15 protein-coding genes are annotated in these 16,938 nt (G+C 62.0%); 9 read left to right on the forward strand and 6 right to left on the reverse strand.

Annotation, left to right across the window (positions count from 1 at the left end):
* Positions 1–101: 101 nt before the first annotated feature.
* Positions 102–1,226, forward strand: a complete 1,125-nt coding sequence (gene dnaJ / locus JF535_RS05560) for a molecular chaperone DnaJ (protein WP_206999985.1) — start codon at positions 102–104, stop codon at positions 1,224–1,226.
* 69 nt (positions 1,227–1,295) lie between these two features.
* On the opposite strand, the gene ispB is transcribed toward dnaJ, so the two are convergent.
* The gene (gene ispB, locus JF535_RS05565) at positions 1,296–2,258 is read right to left on the reverse strand and encodes an octaprenyl diphosphate synthase (protein WP_206999987.1); all 963 of its coding nucleotides are present in this window, start codon (positions 2,256–2,258) and stop codon (positions 1,296–1,298) included.
* 353 nt (positions 2,259–2,611) lie between these two features.
* On the opposite strand from ispB, the gene rplU reads away from it, so the two are divergent.
* The 4 genes from rplU to proB all read left to right on the forward strand — a co-directional run bounded on the left by rplU (position 2,612) and on the right by proB (position 5,728).
* Positions 2,612–2,923, forward strand: a complete 312-nt coding sequence (gene rplU, locus JF535_RS05570; RefSeq protein ID WP_010132159.1) for a 50S ribosomal protein L21 — start codon at positions 2,612–2,614, stop codon at positions 2,921–2,923.
* A gap of 31 nt (positions 2,924–2,954) precedes the next feature.
* A complete protein-coding gene (gene rpmA / locus JF535_RS05575; protein WP_010132157.1) occupies positions 2,955–3,212 on the forward strand; it encodes a 50S ribosomal protein L27 in 258 nt (85 codons plus the stop codon).
* Between the two features lie 103 nt (positions 3,213–3,315).
* Positions 3,316–4,521, forward strand: a complete 1,206-nt coding sequence (gene cgtA / locus JF535_RS05580) for an Obg family GTPase CgtA (RefSeq protein ID WP_206999994.1) — start codon at positions 3,316–3,318, stop codon at positions 4,519–4,521.
* 73 nt (positions 4,522–4,594) lie between these two features.
* Positions 4,595–5,728, forward strand: a complete 1,134-nt coding sequence (proB, locus tag JF535_RS05585) for a glutamate 5-kinase (RefSeq protein WP_206999996.1) — start codon at positions 4,595–4,597, stop codon at positions 5,726–5,728.
* A 67-nt stretch (positions 5,729–5,795) separates the two neighbouring features.
* Here proB and rpsT read toward each other — a convergent pair whose 3' ends face one another.
* The 5 genes from rpsT to JF535_RS05610 all read right to left on the reverse strand — a co-directional run bounded on the left by rpsT (position 5,796) and on the right by JF535_RS05610 (position 10,281).
* Positions 5,796–6,062 (reverse strand): 30S ribosomal protein S20, encoded by a 267-nt coding sequence (gene rpsT, locus JF535_RS05590; RefSeq protein WP_043320846.1) that lies wholly within the window; start codon positions 6,060–6,062, stop codon positions 5,796–5,798.
* Positions 6,063–6,216: 154 nt separating this feature from the next.
* Positions 6,217–8,283, reverse strand: a complete 2,067-nt coding sequence (locus tag JF535_RS05595) for an ATP-binding protein (RefSeq protein WP_206999999.1) — start codon at positions 8,281–8,283, stop codon at positions 6,217–6,219.
* Between the two features lie 30 nt (positions 8,284–8,313).
* Complete coding sequence (gene pdsR, locus JF535_RS05600; protein ID WP_207000001.1) at positions 8,314–9,006, reverse strand: proteobacterial dedicated sortase system response regulator; 693 nt, start codon at positions 9,004–9,006, stop codon at positions 8,314–8,316.
* A gap of 226 nt (positions 9,007–9,232) precedes the next feature.
* Positions 9,233–9,943: an OmpA family protein gene (locus tag JF535_RS05605; protein WP_066961762.1), complete on the reverse strand. Its 711-nt coding sequence runs from the start codon at positions 9,941–9,943 to the stop codon at positions 9,233–9,235.
* Between the two features lie 197 nt (positions 9,944–10,140).
* Positions 10,141–10,281 carry a hypothetical protein gene (locus JF535_RS05610; protein ID WP_207000002.1) on the reverse strand — a complete coding sequence of 47 codons (141 nt, stop codon included), beginning with the start codon at positions 10,279–10,281 and terminating at the stop codon, positions 10,141–10,143.
* Positions 10,282–10,475: 194 nt separating this feature from the next.
* Between JF535_RS05610 and murJ the strand changes: the two genes are divergently transcribed.
* The 4 genes from murJ to lspA all read left to right on the forward strand — a co-directional run bounded on the left by murJ (position 10,476) and on the right by lspA (position 16,936).
* Entirely contained in the window at positions 10,476–12,104 is a 1,629-nt protein-coding gene (gene murJ, locus JF535_RS05615) for a murein biosynthesis integral membrane protein MurJ (RefSeq protein WP_422879999.1), read from the forward strand.
* Positions 12,105–12,189: 85 nt separating this feature from the next.
* Positions 12,190–13,167, forward strand: coding sequence for a bifunctional riboflavin kinase/FAD synthetase (gene ribF, locus JF535_RS05620; RefSeq protein ID WP_207000004.1), 978 nt, complete (start codon positions 12,190–12,192; stop codon positions 13,165–13,167).
* Positions 13,168–13,620: 453 nt separating this feature from the next.
* The gene (gene ileS, locus JF535_RS05625) at positions 13,621–16,425 is read left to right on the forward strand and encodes an isoleucine--tRNA ligase (protein WP_207000007.1); all 2,805 of its coding nucleotides are present in this window, start codon (positions 13,621–13,623) and stop codon (positions 16,423–16,425) included.
* A complete protein-coding gene (gene lspA, locus JF535_RS05630; RefSeq protein WP_207000009.1) occupies positions 16,418–16,936 on the forward strand; it encodes a signal peptidase II in 519 nt (172 codons plus the stop codon). Before ileS ends, lspA begins: the two co-directional genes overlap by 8 nt.
* Positions 16,937–16,938 lie beyond the last annotated feature (2 nt).

Below are 16,938 nucleotides of genomic sequence, written 5' to 3' on the forward strand. Positions count from 1 at the left end.
CTCTGCCCTGCCGGCCGCTGCTGGCAGGGTGATACAAAAAGGCGCGGGCGCTCACACTGGGCTCTCGCGCCTTCTGCAGTTTAAAAAGAACACACAGAGCTATGTCCAAACGCGATTACTACGAAGTCCTTGGCGTCAGCAAGGGTGCGGATGAAAAAGAGCTGAAAAAGGCTTACCGCCGGGTGGCGATGAAGTTTCACCCGGACCGCAATCCTGACGATAAAGAGGCGGAGAACAAGTTCAAGGAGGCCAACGAGGCCTACGAAGTCCTGTCCGATCCGCAGAAGAAAGCTGCTTACGACCAGTTCGGCCACGCCGGCGTCGAGGGGCAGGCTGGCGGTGCGGGTGCCGGCGGTTTTGGCGGATTCTCCGATATTTTCGGCGACGTGTTCGGCGATATCTTTGGCGGCGGCGCTGGCGGCGGCCGTCGCGGCCCCCAGCGCGGTTCCGACCTGCGCTATGACCTGGACCTGGATCTGGAAGACGCGGTGCGCGGCACCACCGTCAAGATCAAGGTGCCGACCCTGGCCAACTGTGGCACCTGCCACGGCTCCGGTGCCAAGGCCGGCTCCCAGCCCCAGACCTGTGGCACCTGTGGTGGCGCCGGCCAGGTGCGTATGCAGCAGGGCTTCTTCTCGGTACAGCAGACCTGCCCCAACTGCCGCGGGCGCGGTACCGTCATCAGCGACCCCTGCGGTAGCTGTCACGGCCGCGGTCGGGTGGAAGAGACCAAGACCCTGTCGGTCAAGGTGCCGCCGGGTGTCGATACCGGTGACCGCATCCGTCTCGCCGGCGAAGGTGAGGCAGGGCCGGACGGCGGGCCTGCAGGCGACCTTTATGTTCAGGTGATGGTGCGTGAGCACGAGCTGTTCCAGCGCGATGGCAAGAACCTGTATTGCGAGGTGCCCATCAGCTTCGTGACCGCCGCCCTCGGTGGCGAAATGGAAGTGCCTACGCTGGAAGGCAAGGTCAAACTGAAAATTCCCGCGGAAAGCCAGACCGGCAAACTGTTCCGTCTGCGTGGCAAGGGGGTAACTCCGGTGCGCGGCGGTGCGCCGGGCGACCTTTTGTGCCGGGTGGTGGTGGAGACCCCGGTGAACCTGAGCGCCAAGCAGAAAGAGCTGCTGGAGGCGTTCGCCGACACCCTGAGCGAGAAGAAAAACTCTCCCCGCCAGACCGGCTGGTTTGAAGGGGTGAAGAACTTCTTTGGCGACATGAAGCTGTAAGGCTTCAATGGCGCTCCCATAAAAAACCCGGCGTTGCTGCCGGGTTTTTTTATGGGTACTGGGAAGTGATCAGACCGTCCGCTCGATGGCAAAGTTGGCCAGCTGCTGCAGCGCCGTCTTGTGCGCGCCTTCCGGTAGGAACTCCAGTTTTTCCAGTGCCAGGTCGACCTCCGCGCGGGCCCGCTGCAGGGTGTAGTCCAGCGCGCCGCAGGCGTCGATGACCGCCACGATTTCCGCCAGCTTGTCTGCACTCTTCTGCTCAATGGCTTCGCGCACCAGTGCGGCCTGCTCGGCGGTGCCGTTGGCCATGGCGTGGATCAGGGGCAGGGTGGGTTTTCCTTCGGCCAGATCGTCGCCCACATTCTTGCCCAGTTCCTCGGCGTTGCCGCGATAGTCCAGGGCGTCGTCCACCAGCTGGAAGGCGGAGCCCAGGTGGCGCCCGTACAGCTTGAGCGATTTGCGCTCGTCCTCACTGCAGCCGGCCAGCACGGCGGCGGTTTCACAGGCTGCCTCGAACAGCGCGCCGGTCTTCTTGTGGATCACCGTCAGGTAGTTTGCTTCCGTGACTGCCGGATCGCCGGCGTTGACCAGCTGCTGCACCTCGCCCTCGGCAATGGTGTTGGTGGTGTCGGACAGAATGGACATGATGTCCATATCCTTGAGGGCCACCATCATCTGGAAGGCGCGGGAGTAGAGGAAGTCGCCCACCAGTACTGCCGGGGCGTTGCCCCACTGGGCATTGGCGGTGATGCGGCCGCGGCGCATATCGGAGGTATCCACCACGTCGTCGTGCAGCAGGGTGGCGGTGTGGATAAATTCAATGATGGCGGCCAGGGTGATGTGGTTATCGCCGGTGTAGCCGGCTGCGCGGCTGCACAGTAGTACCAGCAGTGGGCGCAGGCGCTTGCCGCCGGCCTCAACCAGGTAGTGTCCGATGTTTTCCACGAGCGGGACGTCGGAGTGCAGCTGATCAATGATACGTTGGTTGACGGCCGCGAAGTCGTCGGCGGCTACCTGGTGGAAGGGCAACATTCTGGGTTCCTTATACTGCGCTCATTATCTCTCACGGCGGCAAGACTAGCCGTTTTGGTCGCGGGCGGAAAGGCAGGTGGGGCAAGATAGGGCTGCGATGACCGCCGCCTTGCTCCCTTGGCCTGTCCGAAAAACGCGCTATTGTATCAACCGGGCGAATTGATTAGAATCTGCGCCCCGCTTGAACCGGGCCCTGCCTGTCGCTACAGGACACGAACCGGGTCGAGCGGGAAAGACGTTTTCAACACCAACGGCGCAAGCTCCCAAAATGCTGGCTATCTGGTCACATCTCTCTATAGCATAGATCGTGACCCGGCCGCTGCTTCGTGTCGTCCATTTTGGAGCATAGAGATATGTACGCTGTTATCGAAAGCGGTGGCAAACAACACCGTGTAGAAGAAGGCGAAGTACTGCGCCTGGAAAAAATTGAAGTCGCTACTGGTGAATCTGTCGATTTCGACAAGGTTCTGATGGTAGTGAACGGTGACACCATCAACATTGGTGCACCGGTTGTGGAAGGTGCCAAGGTGACTGCAGAAGTGCTGAGCCACGGCCGCGGCGAGAAAGTGAGAATCATCAAGTTCCGTCGTCGTAAGCACTCCATGAAGCGTCAAGGCCACCGTCAGTGGTACACCGAAGTTAAAATCACTGGCATCAAAGGCTAATCACCAGGTAATAGAAGAGGAGTAACTACTCATGGCACATAAGAAAGCTGGCGGTAGTACGCGCAACGGTCGCGATTCCGAAAGTAAACGCCTGGGCGTTAAGCGCTTTGGCGGCCAAGCGGTTTCCGCAGGCAGCATCATCGTTCGTCAACGTGGCACCAAGTTCCACGCTGGCGTTAACGTTGGTATGGGCAAAGATCACACCCTGTTCGCTACCGCTGATGGCGTAGTGAAGTTTGAGGTGAAGGGCGCCAACAACCGTAAGTTTGTTTCTATCGAAACAGCCTAAGCGGTCGTAATGCCTGATCGAAAAGCCCCGCAATTGCGGGGCTTTTTTGGTTTGATCTGCCGCAAATTACACTGAAGACCGGATAACCCCGGTAAGTAGAGTCATGAAATTTGTAGATGAAGCGCCGATCACGGTGCAGGCCGGCAACGGCGGTAAGGGATGCTTGAGCTTTCGGCGGGAAAAATTCGTCGCCAAGGGCGGCCCCGACGGTGGTGACGGCGGCGATGGCGGCTCCGTGTATCTGGTGGCTGATGAGTCACTGAATACCCTGGTGGACTACCGCTACCAGCCCAACTACCAGGCCCAGAACGGCGAGGCCGGGCGCGGTCGCAACTGCACCGGCGCCAAGGGTGAAAGCCTGGAGCTCAAGGTGCCGGTGGGCACTACCGCCATCGATGTGGATACCGGTGAAACCCTCGGCGACCTGCTGGAACCCGGCGAGAAACTGCTGGTGGCACAGGGCGGCTGGCACGGGCTCGGCAACACCCGCTTCAAGTCCAGTACCAATCGCGCGCCGCGCCAGACTTCCCCCGGTAGCGAGGGTGAGCGCCGCAATATCAAGCTGGAGCTGAAGGTGCTGGCGGATGTGGGCATGCTCGGCCTGCCCAATGCGGGCAAGTCCACGTTCATTCGCGCGGTATCGGCGGCCAAGCCCAAGGTTGCCAATTATCCGTTCACCACGCTGGTGCCAAACCTTGGTGTGGTGAAGGTGCAGAAGTACCGCAGCTTTGTGATTGCGGATATTCCCGGATTGATCGAGGGTGCGGCGGAAGGTGCCGGCCTGGGTATTCGCTTCCTGAAGCACCTGACCCGCTGCCGCGTACTGTTGCACCTGGTAGACCTGGCGCCGTTCGACGGCTCGGACCCCGCGCAGAATGCGCTGGCGATCGAGCGCGAACTGGAGGCGTTCAGCCCCACCCTGGCCAAGCGCGAGCGCTGGCTGGTGCTGAACAAAACCGACCTGGTGCCGGCGGACGAGCTGGAAGAGCGTTGCCAGTCGGTGGTCAATGCGCTCGGTTGGCAGGGCCCGGTATTCCGTGTCGCCGCGATTCGCGGCGAGGGCACCGATGTGCTGTCTGGCCAGTTGATGGACTACCTCGAAGAGCGCAAGGAGATGGAGGAGCTGGACGGCGACCTGTACGAGGCGGAGCAGGAAGCGCAGCGCCAGATGCAGCGCGAAGCGCGCGAGCGTATCGAGCATTTGCGCGAAGCGCAGCGGGCAAAACGCAAAGCGGCGCAAGAATCTGGCGAAGATGATGAAGATTGGGACGACGATGACTATGACGTCGATGTAGAATATCGTCCCTGATTTATCCGCCCCTGCAGCGGAAAATCCTGCTTAAGGGTTTTCGCGCAGGGGTGCGCCCCCATACGAGGAAGAAATGGACCCCATCTCGTCGCGCCAACAGCTCTCTACCAGCAAACGCTGGGTCATTAAAATCGGCAGTGCGCTGCTAACGGATAATGGTCGCGGCGTGAATCGCGCGGCTATTTACAACTGGGCGGGGCAGATCAGCGCCCTGCGCCGCCAGGGTATCGAGGTGTTGCTGGTGTCCTCCGGTGCCGTGGCGGCGGGCATGGACCGCCTCGGGTGGCGCCGGCGGCCGGAGTCCATGCACCAGTTGCAGGCGGCCGCCGCCGTGGGCCAGAGCCATCTGGTGCAGGTGTACGAGCACGCGTTTGGCCAGCACGACATACGCACCGCCCAGATCCTGCTGGATCACGACGACCTTTCCAATCGCACCCGCTATCTCAATGCTCGCAGCACGATTCGAACGCTGCTGTCCCTTGGTGCCGTGCCGGTGATCAACGAAAACGACACGGTGGTCACTGAAGAAATCCGCTTTGGCGATAACGATACCCTGGGTGCGCTGGTGGCGAACCTGGTGGAGGCGGATGTGCTGCTGATCCTGACCGATGCCGACGGCCTGTTTACCGCCGACCCCCGTGACAACCCCGCCGCCGAGCTGGTGCGTGAGGCGGTGGCCACTGACCCGCGTCTGGCGGCGATGGCTGGCGATTCCCGCAGCGGCCTCGGGCGTGGTGGTATGGCCACCAAGGTCCGCGCGGCGCAGCTCGCGGCCCGCTCCGGAGCCCGCACGGTGATTGTGGGCGGCACCAATGAATCGGTGATTGAGCGTGTGGTAGCGGGAGAAGATTTGGGCACGCTGCTGTTGCCAGAGGCCGACCCGCTGACGGCGCGCAAGCGCTGGTTGGCTGGCCAGCTACAGGTGCGCGGCCGCCTGCGGCTGGACGCCGGTGCGGAGCGCGCGCTGCGGGAGCAGGGCAAGAGCTTGTTGCCGGTGGGTGTGGTGGCGGCGGAGGGGCGCTTTCACCGCGGCGAGCTGGTGAGCTGTGTCAACGAGGCTGGCGAAGAGGTGGCCCGTGGCCTGGTGAATTACGACAGTGGCGAGGCGCAGAAAATTTGCGGCCAGCCGTCGGAGCGTATTGTCGAGCTGCTCGGTTACCGGGATGGCGATGAGCTGATTCACCGCGATAACCTGATCCTGCTGTAAACAGGCAAAATTCAGGCAATAAAAAACCCCGCATTAGCGGGGTTTTTTGCGCTCAGGAAGCGGTGGCTTAAGCAGCCAGCTTCTTGATCTGGGCATTCAGGCGGCTCTTGTGACGAGCAGCCTTGTTCTTGTGAATGATGCCCTTGTCAGCCATACGGTCGATCACCGGCACAGCGGCTTCGTAGGCAGTCTTGGCTTTTTCCGCATCACCTGCATCAATGGCCGCAACTACCTTTTTGATGTAGGTGCGCACCATGGAGCGCAGGCTGGCGTTGTGATTGCGGCGCTTTTCGTTCTGGCGCGCGCGTTTCTTCGCTTGGGGTGAGTTGGCCACCGGTTGCTCCTGTCTGGAATCTATAAAATCTCGAACATTCGGGCCGGGGGCCCGTTTGGGACGCGACATTATCCCCAGCGTTGGTTGTTTGTCAACCGCCGGGGCTGGCTGTTTGTGACTGTGTGGGCGATGGCGGATAAACCGCGCGCGTCAGTCACGGGCGCGGCAGGATCAGGGTAAATACGACGCCACTGCCATCCGCGCGATTGGTGGCGTGAAGTTCCCCGTGATGGAAGTCGGCAATCAGGCGCGCGATGTGCAGCCCGAGCCCCAGGTGCCCCGCCTTGCCGCCATCATCGCGCACGGAAACCAGGGAGTCGAACAGCTTCTGGCCAAAGCCGGCTGGCAGTAGCGGGCCGTCGTTGCTGACGCGGAGGGTGTAGGCGTTGGCGGTAGCGTCCAGTTCCAGTTGAATGGTGGTGCCCGCCGGGGCAAAGCTCACTGCATTATCGGCGAGCTTGTCCAGCAGCTGTGCCAGAAGCTCCGGGGCGCCGTAGAAGCGCTGTTCGCCCGCGGGGCTTTGCAGCACAAAGTGGTGTCCGGGATGGGCGTCGGCGTAGCTCTGGGTGAGCAGCTGCAGCAGGTCGTGCAGGTCGAATTCTTCCCGCTCGGCCTGACTGATGCTGGCCTCCAGGTGGTTGGCGGCCGACAGCGCGTTGAGAATCGCCGACAGGCGCGCGCCCCCTTCTGCGGCGCGCTCGGCGTAGCGTTGTTCCTCTTCGCTCAGTGCGCCCGCGTTGAGGTTGTCGAGGGATGAGCGCACAACCGCCAGCGGGGTGCGCAGTTCGTGGGAAAGCTTGCTCGCGAGGCTGCGCAGGTACTGGTGGTAGTGGTCCAGTTCCGCCAGCAGGCTGGCGAAGGCGCGATTGAGGGCGCCGAGCTCGTCGTTGAGGTAGGGCCGTGGGAAATCCCCGCGCAGGCGGCCACTGGCATCCACCGCAGTGCGCGCTGCGCGGTGCAGGCGTCGGATGCGCCACGACAGCCAGCTGGCATAACCCAGCAGTAGCAGCAGGACCAGACCCGCGGCGCCGGCGGTGATGAGCCATAGGCGGCGCGCAGCGGACTCGGTAAGGGATTGCAGGGCGCTGGCCGACTGGGCGGCAATAACGCGCCCTAGTAGCGGGCGCTCGATGATGTCGTCGGCGCGGGTGACCACCGGCACACTTACGGCACCGACCCGATTGTCGGCCGCGGAATCGAGGTCGTCTGTGGGCGCGCTGAACCAGAGCGAAGCGGTTTCGCGGTTTTCGGTCAGGGTCGGCGGGTAAGTACCATCCGGCAGGGGCGGCAGGCGATCACTGCCCAGGATCTGGCGGTAGAACCAGTTGCGCAGCCAGCGCCCCTCGGCCGGCGGGGTGCCTTCCTCCTCACGCTGTTGCCCGGATATGGCGCCGGCGCGCGCCAGTACAAAGCCTTCCTGGTCGACAACGGTCAGCTGCAGTGCCGGGCGCGCGAAGTGCTCCAGCTCCTGCTGCAGGGCGGGTAGGGGCTCTACCAGCGCGCCTGGGCGTCCGTCGGCGGGGAGCGTGGAGGCACGGCGGGCGGGGCTGCCGGCATCGCTCTGTGTGCGGTCGAGCACGCGGATGGCCAGTTCGCCACCGGTGAGGGCGTAGGGCAGCGCGAGCTCCAGCTGGTAGCCGCCGGCGGAGGCGGTCCAGCGCCCGCGCAGACGCAGCTCTCGCTCGTAGTCGCCGCGCCGGGGATTGTAATAAAGCGCCCGCACCGAACCCTGGCTGGCCACGGGCAGGGTGTACTGATGCTGGGCGGTATGGATTTCCACGGTGTCGCCGCTGGACAGGCTGGCGGTGCGCGGGTCGTGATAGCTGGGGCTGCGGTCCCTTGCGGTCAGCAACAGGTACACCTGGCTGTCGTGCTTGCCGAGGGTGGCCTGCGCCAGGGGCTCGCCGTGTTGGTCTGGCAAAGGGCGCGGACGCAGCTTGAGCGCGCGCCACTCCTCGCCGTAGCCGTCGAGTACTGGTGCCTGCGGCAGCGGGTTCAGGTACAGCTGGGCACCCGGCGGCCTGCCGGTACGGCGGGGATCGGGGGCGATCAGTTCCGGGGCGCTGGCGAGGCGCGCAGCGATGGCGTTGCCGGTGGCTTCGAGGGTCTGGATTTGCCCCTGGCTGAGGGCCTTGTCCACCTGCCGCAGGTACTGGCAGCCCGCCCACGGCAGGGCCAGGGTGCAGAGGCTGAGCAGGACCAGTTGGCGACGCAGATTCATAGGGGCAAGCCTGAGTGGGGGCGGTCGCGGCTAAACCTGCCAGCGATAACCCATGCCATAGGCGGTGCCAATGGCGTCAAAACTGCTGTCGATGGCCTGAAACTTGCGCCGGATCCGTTTTACGTGGGAGGTGATGGTGTTGTCATCGAGCACCACCCGTGCCGCTTCCATCAGCTGGCTGCGGGATTTCACATGGCCGGGGCGCTTGGCGAGGGCGTGTACGATCCAGAATTCGGTCACCGTCAGGTCTACCGGCTGTTCTTTCCAGTGGCAGTGCAGGCGCGACACATCCAGCGTCAGGTCGCCCTGACTGAGGGTTTCGCCCTCGTCGCTTTGCGACTGCATCACGCTGACCCGCCGCAGCAGGGCGCTGATCCGCGCCTGCATATGGGGCAGGGAAATGTCTTTGGTGAGATAGTCGTCGGCTCCGAGTCTCAGCCCCGAGATGATGTCCAGCTCCGAGTCGCGCGCGGTGAGGAACAGGATCGGCAGGGTGGGCGCCATGGCGCGCAGTTCCCGGCACAGGTCGAAGCCGCCCTCGATCTCTGCGCCCAGCCCCACATCGATTACGGCCAGGTCCGGCAGCCGCTGCTGGAAGGCGGCCAGCGCCTCCGGGCGGGTGTGGTAGAGATTGACCTGGTACCCGGTGCGGCGCAGGGCATCGCGGTAATTTTCGGCGATGGCGAGTTCGTCTTCGACGATGGCGATGGTGGGGCTGCTCATGGGGTTCCGACGGGTTGTTAACCGTTTATTGATTTAGGGTGCGCGGAAAATCATGCCCGATCAGCGGGGTATTAGGCAAAGTTAACTGGTGCGTGGGGAGAAAAAAGCGCGCAGGCATGTGTGCCGCGCGCAAGGTTACTGCTTACAGGGTTGCACTTGACGTTGCTGGGAAGCGGGCCGGTTGCGGCTTTTGTGGAGCGGCAACCGGCCGGATTTGAGCCTGCGGTCAGAAGGAGCCGGCAACGGATTCCGGCATGCCGAAGTGGATATCGACCCGACGCTCCAGGGCGTAGGCGTCGATGTCGCCCTTGGCCGCCTTGGACTGGCTGGCGCCGAGGGCGCGGCGCTCGATGCGCTCCGGTGCCACGCCGTAGGCTTCGAGGGCGCGCTGCACACTCAGGGCGCGCTGGTCGGACAGCACATTGTTGTAGCCGTCGCTGCCGCGGGGGTCGGAGTGCCCTTCGAGGTGTACCTGCAGTTGCGGGTGGCGGTTGAGGAAGTCGGCCATGGCGGCCACCTGGCGCTCCTGGGCTTCCTGTAGCTCGTCGTCACCGGTGGTGAACAGCATCTGGAATTCCAGGCTCTCCAGTGCCAGCTCGCGGGCATCGTTGGCGGACAATCGCGCCGCATCCAGTTGTTGTGCCAGGTTGCCCAGTTCGGTGCGGCTTTCGGTGAGTTGCGTTGCGAGCATGTCTGCCTCTTCTGCTTGCTTGATCTGTTCGCCCAGCCAGGCTCCACCGAGGGCGCCGGCGATAAAACCAACCGGGCCACCTACGGCGGCGCCTGCGACTGCAGCGCCGGTAAATACAGTGGCCTGCTTGGCCGGGGTCAGGGGGCTACCCTGCAATTCGTTCTCGGAGTCAGTGGCGGCTTCAGCGGAAGCAATAGCGTTCAGGGTGAGGCTGCTCAGTGTTACTGCCATCAACATCTTTTTCATGATCGTGTTCCTTGCGATTGGAGTGAAGTGACTGCTCTTTGGTTCCGATCCGGGGGGTTCCCGTTTCGGTTGAGAGTCATTTAACTCCGGCAAGGAGGCACTGACATGGCGCCCTTGGGGCGAATTCCGCAACGATTATGGCGAAATATGGCAAACGGCCCCGTGACTCAGTTCGTTCTCCGGCTTTGCGGTCTGTCTCAGTCTCCGCGACGCCGGTAGCGCTGATCCCGGGGTTGATCGATACGAACCCGCACCCGCTGAGGGCGCGGGCCCAGGGCAACGGCCGCGTACAGCAGCACTGCCAGGATCAGTGCAAAAATCAATGCGTTGATGGTCATTCCGTTTCTCCTTTGTCGCCACCGCTCCCTGTGGCTCGCCAACTGCTTAATTTGAGTATAGTTCCCCCTCGCGCCAACCGTAGCCTCATCTGCGGCTATTTCGCGAATGACGGTGCACCCTGGGTGGCCGGGGGAGTGGATTGCGGTAGACTTGCCGGCCATTACTCAGCGAAAGCACGGCAGGAATCAGGGACGTGGCAGCATCTCCGCCCGAGCAGGAACCACAGAATCAGGCACCGCAGGCTCAAAACGATAGCCCGCAACGGGGGTTATTGCGCGGAAGTTCCGTGGTGGGTGGTGCCACTTTGCTTTCCCGTGTGATGGGGTTGGCGCGGGACGTGGTGTTCGCGCGACTGACCGGTGCCAGCGACGCCGCGGACGCCTTCTTCGTGGCATTCAAAATTCCCAACTTCTTTCGCCGCCTGTTCGCCGAGGGCGCCTTTGCCCAGGCGTTTGTGCCGGTACTGGCGGAATACCGCCAGAAAGGCGGCGTTGCCGCGGTGCGCGAGCTGAACGACCGGGTTGCCGGTGCGCTCGGCGGTACCCTGCTGCTGGTGACCCTGTTTGGCGTGCTGTGTGCACCGCTGGTGGCCGGTCTCTTTGCGTTCGGTTGGTGGTGGGGTGGCAACGAGCCGCAAAAGTTTGCCATGGCCACCGAAATGTTACGCATCACCTTTCCCTACCTGATGCTGATTTCCCTCACCGGTTTTGCCGGTGCCATCCTCAACAGCTTCGACCGTTTCGCCATTCCCGCGCTGACCCCGGTGCTGTTGAACCTGGTGCTGATTGCCGCCGCCACGGTGGCCGCCGGCTGGTTCGAGCCGCAGGTGATGGCGCTGGCCTGGGGGGTGCTGGCGGCCGGTGTGGTGCAGCTGCTTTTTCAGATTCCATTTCTGATGCGAGAGGGGCTGTTCCCGAAACCCCGGTGGGACTGGCAGTACCCGGGGGTGCGCAAGATTCTGCGCCTGATGGCGCCGGCGATTTTTGGTGTCTCGGTCACCCAGATTAGCCTGGTGCTGGATACGGTACTGGCGTCTTTCCTGCCTACCGGCTCGGTGACCTGGCTGTACTTTTCCGACCGCCTGACCGAACTGCCCCTGGGGGTGTTTGGCGTGGCAGTGGCCACGGTAATCCTGCCGAACCTGTCCCGCCAGCACGCCGGCGGCGATCCGGTAAAGTTTCGCCATACCATCGACTGGGCACTGCGCAGCGTCACCCTGATCGCCCTGCCTGCCGCGGTGGCCCTGTTCCTGCTGGCCGAGCCGCTGCTCACCGTGCTGTTCCAGTACGGCAATATGACCCCGAGAGACATGAGCATGGCGGCCTGGTCACTGCGGGCCTACACCTTCGGGCTGCTGGCATTCATGCTCATCAAGGTGCTGGCGCCGGGCTACTTCGCCCGTCAGGACACGGCCACCCCGGTGAAGTTCGGGCTGATAGCCATTGCCTCGAAGATGATACTGAGCCTGCTGTTCGTGATTCCGCTGCATATGTACTTCCAGCTGGGCCACATGGGACTGGCGGCCGCCACCGCGGGGCAGGCGGCGATCAACGCGTGGTTGCTCTACCGCGGGCTGCGGCAGGGTGGTGTCTATGCACCAGAGCCCGGTTGGCGGGGGTATCTGCTGCGCCTGCTGCTGGCCAATCTGGCCATGGCGGTGGTTTTGCTGAGTATTCTCCACTACTGGCCCGCCTGGAACGCCTGGGCCTGGTGGGAGCGCTCCTGGCGCATGGGCGTGCTGGTGGCCGCCGGCGCCGGTGCCTATGGCCTGACCTTGCTGGCCAGCGGCCTGCGTCCGCGACATTTTCGGGCGTCTTCGTGACCGCTGACGGTGCCCAGATGCCATGGAAATCCGGTATACTGCGCCGCTTGATTTTGCAAGGGCGACGAAAGGTGGTTGAAGCACTGTGACCGGGCAACGTGAGCTGATACGCGGGTTGCACAACCTGCGGCCGGGCCATCGGGGCTGCGTGGCCACCATTGGGTCATTCGATGGTGTGCACCTGGGGCACCAGGCCATCATTAGCCAGCTGCGGGCGCGGGCGGCGGAACACCAGTTGCCGTCGGTCGTCATCATCTTTGAACCCCAGCCCCACGAATACTTCTCCGGCGAGAAAGCGCCGGCGCGCTTGATGCGCTTCAAGGAGAAGGTGCTGGCGCTGTTCGATGCCGGCGTAGACCGGGTGCTGTGTTTGCAGTTCAACGAACGGCTGCGCAGCCTGAGTGCGGAGGCGTTTATTCAGCAGGTGCTGGTGGATGGCCTCGGCGTGCGGCATCTTGTGGTGGGCGATGATTTCCGTTTTGGCTGTGATCGCAGCGGGGATTATGCGTTACTGCAAAAAGCGGGCGCCAAATCGGATTTTACCGTGGAAGACACGGCGACCCTGGAGATTGCCGGCGAGCGGGTAAGCAGCACGCGCATTCGCGAGGCCCTGCAAAACGCGGATTTTGCGTTGGCTGATCGGTTGCTGGGCAAGCCTTACCGGATCACCGGTCTGGTGGCGCGCGGCCGCGCCCTTGGCCGCCAGTTGGGTGCTCCCACCGCCAATGTGCGTTTGCACCGCTACCGTTCACCGCTGGTGGGCGTGTACACGGTCACTGCAAAACGCACCGATGGCAGCCCTATGACGGGCAGTTGTATGGAAGTCGCCGGCGTTGCCAATGTGGGCTTCCGCCCAACGGTTGAGGGCGAAGGTGCTAAGCCGTTGCTCGAAGTGCACCTGCTTGATTTCAGTGGCGATCTATACGGCCGTGAAATTGCGGTGACCTTCTGCCACAAGCTGCGTGACGAAGAGAAGTTTGAGTCGTTGGATATTCTCAAGCAGAAAATTGCCGACGATATCGAAAACGCAAAGGCCTGGTTTGCCAATCGCGAAACACGCTGAACACAATTCAATACCCCTTCGCGTTGTACGTAGTATTGACGTGTAACGCGAAGGCGAGGTGCCGGGGACGAGTTTTCAGGAGCGTCGCAAACAGGAAGTTTGCGCCGCAGCGCCCAGGGATGGGTTGAAGGGGGGCGCCTAGCCCGGTCCTGAAAACTCGTCCCCGGTGCCTTGCCGCCACCGAGCGAGTCAATGGGAGCCCCGGAGGTACGATCGGAGCTCTGTTTCCCTCTAGTGGCACTGGAGCACTGGGTATCAGGTTTCAAAATCGCTGCGAGTACATCCATGTACGCTCCGGCGGTGACATTCATGTCACCGACGGTTTTGAAACCTGATCCCCAGCACTCCAGCTTAAATTTTTAGCCCTGTACTTCGTAAGTGTGATTCGCGAGCGAAGTAGGTGAGGGCGTTAGAAGTGAATTAATCCCGAGCTACAACCGAAGTAGATAGCCAATGACCGATTACAAAGCGACCCTGAATCTTCCACAAACCGACTTCCCCATGCGTGGCAACCTGCCCAATCGGGAGCCGGAGATTCTGAAAAAATGGCAGGAAGGCAAGCTCTACGAAAAAATTCGTGAAGCCCGTGCCGGTCGCGAGCAGTTTATCCTGCACGACGGCCCTCCCTACGCCAACGGCGATATCCACATCGGTCATTCGGTCAACAAGATCCTGAAAGACATCATCGTCAAATCGAAAACCCTCAGTGGTTTCGATGCCCCCTACGTGCCCGGTTGGGACTGCCACGGCCTGCCTATCGAGCATAAAGTGGAGCAGAAAGTCGGCAAGGCCGGCGTCAAGGTGGATCACAAAACCTTCCGCCAGAAGTGCCGCGAGTACGCCGCCAAACAGGTAGAAGGCCAGAAGAAAGACTTTATCCGCCTCGGCGTATTCGGTGAGTGGGATAACCCCTACCGCACCATGGACTTTGAGTTTGAAGCCGACATCATTCGCGCCCTCGGCGGCGTGGTGAAAAATGGCCACCTGTCCCGCGGCTTCAAGCCCGTCTACTGGAGCGTGGTGGGCGGTTCCGCATTGGCGGAAGCGGAAGTGGAGTACCAGGATAAAACCTCCTTCTCCATCTACGTCAAATACCCGGTCACCGACGAAACTGCCCTGGCCATCGCCGATGCTGCCGGTGGTCACGCCGGTGACGGCAACCTGTCAGTCGTGATCTGGACCACCACACCCTGGACGCTGCCGTCCTCCCAGGCGGTTTCCGTGAATGCGGGCCTCGAATATGTTGTGGTGCAGGTGGGCGATGAGCGCCTGCTGGTGGCCGCAGAGCTGAAAGACGCGGTGCTGGCAGCGGCGGGCCTGAGCGGCGATGTGGTGGGGCATATCCAGGGCGCTGCGCTGGAGCACTTGAAAATCCATCACCCGTTCTATGACAAGCAGCTGCCCATCATCCTCGGTGATCACGTTACTACGGACGCCGGTACCGGCTGTGTGCACACCGCCCCGGACCATGGCCCCGATGACTTCAACGTGGGCAGGCGCTACGGTATCGAAACGCTGAACTATGTGGATGACAACGGCGTTTACCGCGACGCAGTGCCCCTGTTTGCCGGCGAGCATGTGTACAAGGTGGACGGCAAGATTGTCGAATTGCTGCAAGAAAAAGGCGTGCTGCTGCACCAGGACAAACTGGTACACAGCTACCCGCACTGCTGGCGGACCAAAACCCCGCTCATTTACCGCGCCACACCGCAGTGGTTTATCAGCATGCAGCAGAACGACCTGCTGGAGCATGCGCAAAAAGCGGCGGATGCGGTGGAGTGGATTCCCGGTTGGGGCAAGGCCCGTATCGACGGCATGCTCGAAGGCAGCCCGGACTGGTGTATTTCCCGACAGCGCACCTGGGGTGTGCCCATCGCGCTGTTTGTACACAAAGAGACCCAGGAGATTCACCCGGACACCCCCGCGCTCATGGAAAAAGTGGCGCAAAAGGTCGAGCAGGGTGGTATGGATGTCTGGTTCGAGCTGGACGCCAAAGAATTGCTGGGCGACGACGCAGACCAGTACCAGAAAGTAACGGATACGCTGGACGTGTGGTTTGATTCCGGTGTGACCCACTATGCGGTGCTGGAGCGTCGCAAGGGGCTGCGCTTCCCGGCGGACCTGTACCTGGAAGGCTCCGACCAGCACCGCGGCTGGTTCCAGTCTTCGCTGAAGACCTCGATCGCTATCAATGACTGCGCACCGTACAAGCAGGTGCTGACCCATGGTTTTACCGTGGACGCTCAGGGCCGCAAGATGTCCAAGTCCATCGGCAACGTGGTCGCGCCGCAGGATGTGATCAACAAAATGGGTGCCGATGTGTTGCGCCTGTGGGTAGCGGCCACCGACTTCAGCGGAGAAATGGGTGTTTCCGACGAGATTCTGAAACGCACCGCGGATTCCTATCGTCGCCTGCGTAATACCGCACGCTTCTTCCTGTCCAATCTGGCCGGCTTTGATCCTGCCAAAGACCTGCTGCCAGTCGATGAATTACTGGCGCTGGATCGTTGGGCGCTGGAACAGGCCGCCAAGCTGCAGGAAGAAATCGTAGCGGCCTATGATCGCTACCAGTTCCACCAGATTTATCAGAAGCTGCACAATTTCTGCGTTGTGGAAATGGGTGGTTTCTACCTGGATATCATCAAAGACCGCCAGTACACCACGCAGGCAGACAGCGTGGCGCGCCGCTCGGCGCAGACCGCCCTGTACCACATCATGCAGGCGTTTGTACGCTGGGTTGCGCCCATCCTCAGCTTTACTGCGGAAGAGCTGTGGCAGTTTGTTCCGGGTAATAAAGAAGACAGCGTGATGCTGGCCGAGTGGCACCAGTTCCCGGCGCTGCCGCAGAACGCGGACATGGACAGCGAGTTCTGGGACGCGATTGCCGATGTGAAAACCGCCGTGAACAAAGTACTCGAGGAGCAGCGCGGTGCCGGCAATATCGGCGGTTCCCTGCAGGCCTCGGTAACCCTGTATGCGGATCCGGCATTGCAGCAGAAGCTGGCCGCACTGCAAGACGAATTGCGCTTTGTGCTGATCTGCTCTTCGACGTCGGTCCAGCCGCTGTCTGACGCGGCAGGTGCCGAGGTAACCGAGCTGGCAGGTCTGCGGGTGGCCGTGCACAAGGTCGATGCACCCAAGTGCGGCCGCTGCTGGCACTACCGCGAAGACGTCGGCAGCAATAGCGAGCACCCGGAACTCTGTGGTCGCTGTGTGGAAAATGTCAGCGGAGCAGGCGAGGTACGCCACTATGCGTAAACTTCTGGCTACCCCCTGGTGCTGGTACCTGTTGGCACTGGTGGTGATCGTGATCGATATCGTCACCAAGGTGTGGGCGGTCGACCGCTTTATGTACGGTCCGGCGCTGCAGATCATTCCCGGGTTTCTGCAGTTTACCTATGCCGAGAATTACGGTGCGGCGTTTAGCTTTCTGGCTGACGCCGGTGGTTGGCAGCGCTGGTTCTTTGGCGCCGTGGCGGTGATATTCAGCGCGGTAGTGATTGTCTGGATCAAGCGGCTGCCGCTGGCGAAACGCTGGGAGCCGACGGCACTGGCGCTGATTCTCGGCGGTGCACTGGGTAACCTGTGGGATCGTATGTTGCTGGGTTATGTGCGCGACTTTATTTCCGTGTACCACGGCAGCTGGCATTTCCCGGTATTCAATGTCGCGGATATGGCGATTTCCGTCGGCGCGGCCATGCTGCTGATTGAGTTGCTGTTTTTTAAAGACAATAGTGAAGAGCCGGGCAAAAACGGCGCGGAAGTGTAAAT

The organism is Microbulbifer salipaludis, assembly GCF_017303155.1.
Classification (GTDB): domain Bacteria; phylum Pseudomonadota; class Gammaproteobacteria; order Pseudomonadales; family Cellvibrionaceae; genus Microbulbifer; species Microbulbifer salipaludis.